Source organism: Streptococcus sp. GMD1S, assembly GCF_000296875.1.
Lineage (GTDB): Bacteria > Bacillota > Bacilli > Lactobacillales > Streptococcaceae > Streptococcus.
Map to the genome: position 1 here is coordinate 1 of NZ_AJQY01000077.1, position 3,656 is coordinate 3,656.

The following is a 3,656-nucleotide window of genomic DNA, read 5'->3' on the forward strand; positions in this document are numbered from 1 at the left end:
CATTATGAGAACGGGGTACAAGACTTTGTTTCTTACCTCAATGAAGACAAGGAAACCTTGACGCCAGTCCTATACTTTGAAGGCGAAGACAATAGTTTCCAAGTGGAAGTTGCCCTCCAGTACAATGATGGTTTTTCAGATAATATTCTATCCTTTGTCAATAACGTTCGCACGAAAGATGGTGGAACGCATGAGACAGGACTTAAGTCTGCCATTACCAAGGTTATGAATGACTACGCTCGTAAAACGGGACTTCTCAAGGAAAAAGATAAAAACCTTGAGGGTTCAGATTATCGTGAGGGACTTGCAGCCGTTCTTTCTATCCTAGTTCCTGAAGAACACCTCCAGTTTGAAGGTCAGACCAAGGATAAACTAGGGAGTCCTCTGGCTCGTCCTGTTGTAGATGGAATTGTGGCTGATAAGTTGACCTTCTTCCTCATGGAAAATGGAGAACTAGCTTCTAATCTCATTCGCAAGGCTATCAAGGCCCGTGATGCTCGTGAAGCAGCACGTAAGGCGCGTGATGAGAGCCGAAATGGCAAGAAGAATAAGAAAGACAAGGGCTTGCTTTCTGGTAAATTAACGCCAGCCCAGTCTAAAAATCCAGCTAAGAATGAACTCTATCTAGTCGAGGGTGACTCTGCCGGTGGTTCTGCCAAACAAGGTCGTGACCGCAAGTTCCAGGCTATCTTACCTCTTCGTGGTAAGGTGATTAATACAGCCAAGGCTAAGATGGCGGATATCCTCAAAAATGAAGAAATTAATACCATGATTTATACCATTGGTGCGGGTGTGGGTGCAGACTTCTCCATTGAAGATGCCAACTATGACAAGATCATTATCATGACCGATGCGGACACCGATGGTGCCCATATCCAGACCTTGCTCTTGACATTTTTCTATCGTTACATGCGTCCGCTAGTTGAGGCAGGCCATGTCTATATTGCCCTTCCGCCTCTTTACAAGATGTCCAAAGGCAAAGGCAAGAAAGAAGAAGTAGCTTATGCTTGGACAGACGGAGAACTAGAAGAACTCCGCAAACAGTTTGGTAAAGGCGCAACCCTCCAACGCTACAAGGGACTTGGTGAAATGAACGCAGATCAGCTCTGGGAAACAACCATGAATCCAGAAACCCGCACTCTTATCCGTGTCACCATCGAAGACCTAGCACGCGCTGAACGTCGCGTCAATGTCCTCATGGGAGACAAGGTTGAACCACGCCGTAAATGGATTGAAGATAATGTTAAGTTTACGCTGGAGGAAGCGACAGTGTTTTAAGGAGTATGAATAATGGATAGTTCCGGACATTCGATTTTTGGAAGTTATTTGGGTTTGATTTTCTTAGTTTCTTTACCCTCGGCTATTCTTGCATTCTACATCAATAGTCGAAAAAAAAGTTTCCAAGGATTATATGCACCGATTGTATTTACTTTATTTATGATCTTGATGCTTTTATTTAATATGGATTCCTCAGAATCCAGTGCTTTAGTAGCGACTGCTATTATGCTGTTTATTGGTTTTCCTTTGATAGCAGGAGCCTTAGTCTACACACTTATTCGATTGTGTTACGTCTATCCGGAGAAACGGTGGAAGGCTTTTTTGATTTTCCTATCCTATGTTTTAGGCCCCCTATCTGTAGGTATTCTGGGATGGTATGTGGTAAATTTAGTTCAGATCCATCTGTTGACATTCTTGGTAATGATTTTGATGATTCTAGTTTCCTATCTTCCTCCTCTCTATCTCCATTACACCAAACGAAATCAGTAAGACACAGAATACTTTTTGGTAGGGAATAGTGATTAATTGCTTAGATTATGTAAGAGATGGCAAATGGTTTACGATATATAATGAAAAACAATTTCAAACAGCTCTAAGTGATGAAGGAGAGAAATATGAGAACAGAACCCTAAATGCTTGGACTGATTTTAGGAACAGTTAAAACTTTAAAAGTTGACGCTGATAAGAACTCAAGTATCTCCTCTTCAATAATCTGACGGATGACCTCACTCAAGCCCGTTTTTTTCAGGGGGTGGATGCTTCATATTATTACGAAGGGTATAAACTTTACCATACAGGGGAGTTGTAAAGTTCAAGTAAAGGCGACGATCATCTTTTGCATGTAAACAATCGCTAAAACTATTGGAGGTGCTGGATTGATTACGTTATTAATGATGCCTTTTTTCCTTGTTCTCTTGGCCATTTTTGGAATTATATATGATTTAATGAACAATAAAGGTAGAAAAGAGTGTGCTCGTACAGTATCTTTGTTTATATTGAACATCCTCACTATTGGTATCTGTCTATTAGATCTACCAATGGAAAGTAAACCATACTCAGGAATAGGGTTTATCTTATTTTATGCACTTGCCTTCACACCTTTGATGATTGTTTTTTCACTATATACTCTCTATCGGATTGGAAAACATTATAGGTTTTTTAAGAGTAAGTTTGCTATAACACTTCGATTCAATGCTATTTTACTTTTCCTTCTTTCATTAGTAAATACTTTTGTATTATGGAGAAGCTTTCAAATATATCATAGAAACGATATGAATTTGTTATATTTTATTTTAATCGTTTTGGGGATTTGTTCAACTATCCAATTGATCGTAGGAGAGCTTGAGAAGAAAAGAATACGAGGCATCCAAAAACAAGAGGAGCAAGACGGCAATGAAAAATAATTCTATAAAAGATATGTGCAGACAACATAGAAGTGAAGCGCAAATGCTGAGATTAATTTTACAAACCGCAAAAAGTCTAAAAGTCGAGGCTGTCGCCATGTCCGGTTCACGAACTGATACAAAAGCACCAAAAGATGAGTTTCAAGATTATGATGTTGTTTATGTCGTGGACGACTTAGATAATCTAACGAGTAATCTTGCTTGGTTGGACCAGTTTGGAACACGTATCATTGAGCAGCATAATGTTCTAGGTAACCGTCGACTTTATCTCATGCTCTTTGAAGATGGAAATCGGATTGATTTGACCCTCTGTCCTACGGAATATATTCAAGAGTGGGTGGATAGTGAAGCTGATTATACAGTTTTGAAAGATGAGAAAGGCTTGTTTGTGCCCTATTCTCCAAATCCTCAACGTTACTGGACAAACCCAGCTAGTGCGATTGATTTTCAAAAAGCCTGCAATGAATTTTGGTGGGTGTCAGCTTACGTGGTCAAAGGAATCTGTCGCAAGCAAGTCATCTATGCTACTGACCATCTCTATGGGATTTGTCAGCAAGAACTCTTGAAGGTCGTGGCTTGGCAAGTTGCAGCTGATAAGGGGACGATTGATATTGGTAAGAACTATAAATATCTCTTTAACTATCTACCTGCTGAGAAAGAGAAACAATTCTCGAACCTACTTGATTTCTCAAGTTTAGAAAAACTCACTCAGTCTTTATTTGCTACCATGGAACTTTTCCATCAAGAGGCTCATTTCCTTGCTCAAAAAGAGGGATTTGACTATGATATGGAAGTAGCTGAGAAGATGATTGAGTATGCTGAGGAGAGACTTTCAAATCACTAACTAAATGAAGTATATAATTTAAAAGATTAAACTACAGAAAAGATAGTTTAGTTATATATAGTAACTGAACACGGGACTAATTTCTGTAAATTATCCCTTATTCTATAAAAACCACTCTACATTCTTTGAAA

4 protein-coding genes are annotated in these 3,656 nt (G+C 39.2%); all 4 read left to right on the top strand.

Going from position 1 to position 3,656, the window contains the following annotated elements; all coding sequences use genetic code 11:
• Positions 1-1,278 (top strand): toprim domain-containing protein (locus GMD1S_RS06900; protein WP_000507606.1); only part of this gene is annotated, 1,278 nt, incomplete at its 5' end.
• Positions 1,279-1,290: 12 nt separating this feature from the next.
• Positions 1,291-1,767: a hypothetical protein gene (locus GMD1S_RS11770; RefSeq protein WP_000378451.1), complete on the top strand. Its 477-nt coding sequence runs from the start codon at positions 1,291-1,293 to the stop codon at positions 1,765-1,767.
• Between the two features lie 401 nt (positions 1,768-2,168).
• Positions 2,169-2,681: a hypothetical protein gene (locus tag GMD1S_RS06910; RefSeq protein WP_000982617.1), complete on the top strand. Its 513-nt coding sequence runs from the start codon at positions 2,169-2,171 to the stop codon at positions 2,679-2,681.
• Entirely contained in the window at positions 2,671-3,525 is an 855-nt protein-coding gene (locus tag GMD1S_RS06915) for an aminoglycoside 6-adenylyltransferase (protein ID WP_000794837.1), read from the top strand. Before GMD1S_RS06910 ends, GMD1S_RS06915 begins: the two co-directional genes overlap by 11 nt.
• Positions 3,526-3,656 lie beyond the last annotated feature (131 nt).

Excerpts from the sequence above, each read along its gene's own strand:
- GMD1S_RS11770 (WP_000378451.1), top strand. The coding sequence starts at position 1,291 with ATGGATAGTTCCGGACATTCGATTTTTGGAAGTTATTTGGGTTTGATT.
- GMD1S_RS06910 (WP_000982617.1), top strand. The coding sequence starts at position 2,169 with ATGATGCCTTTTTTCCTTGTTCTCTTGGCCATTTTTGGAATTATATAT.
- GMD1S_RS06915 (WP_000794837.1), top strand. The coding sequence starts at position 2,671 with ATGAAAAATAATTCTATAAAAGATATGTGCAGACAACATAGAAGTGAA.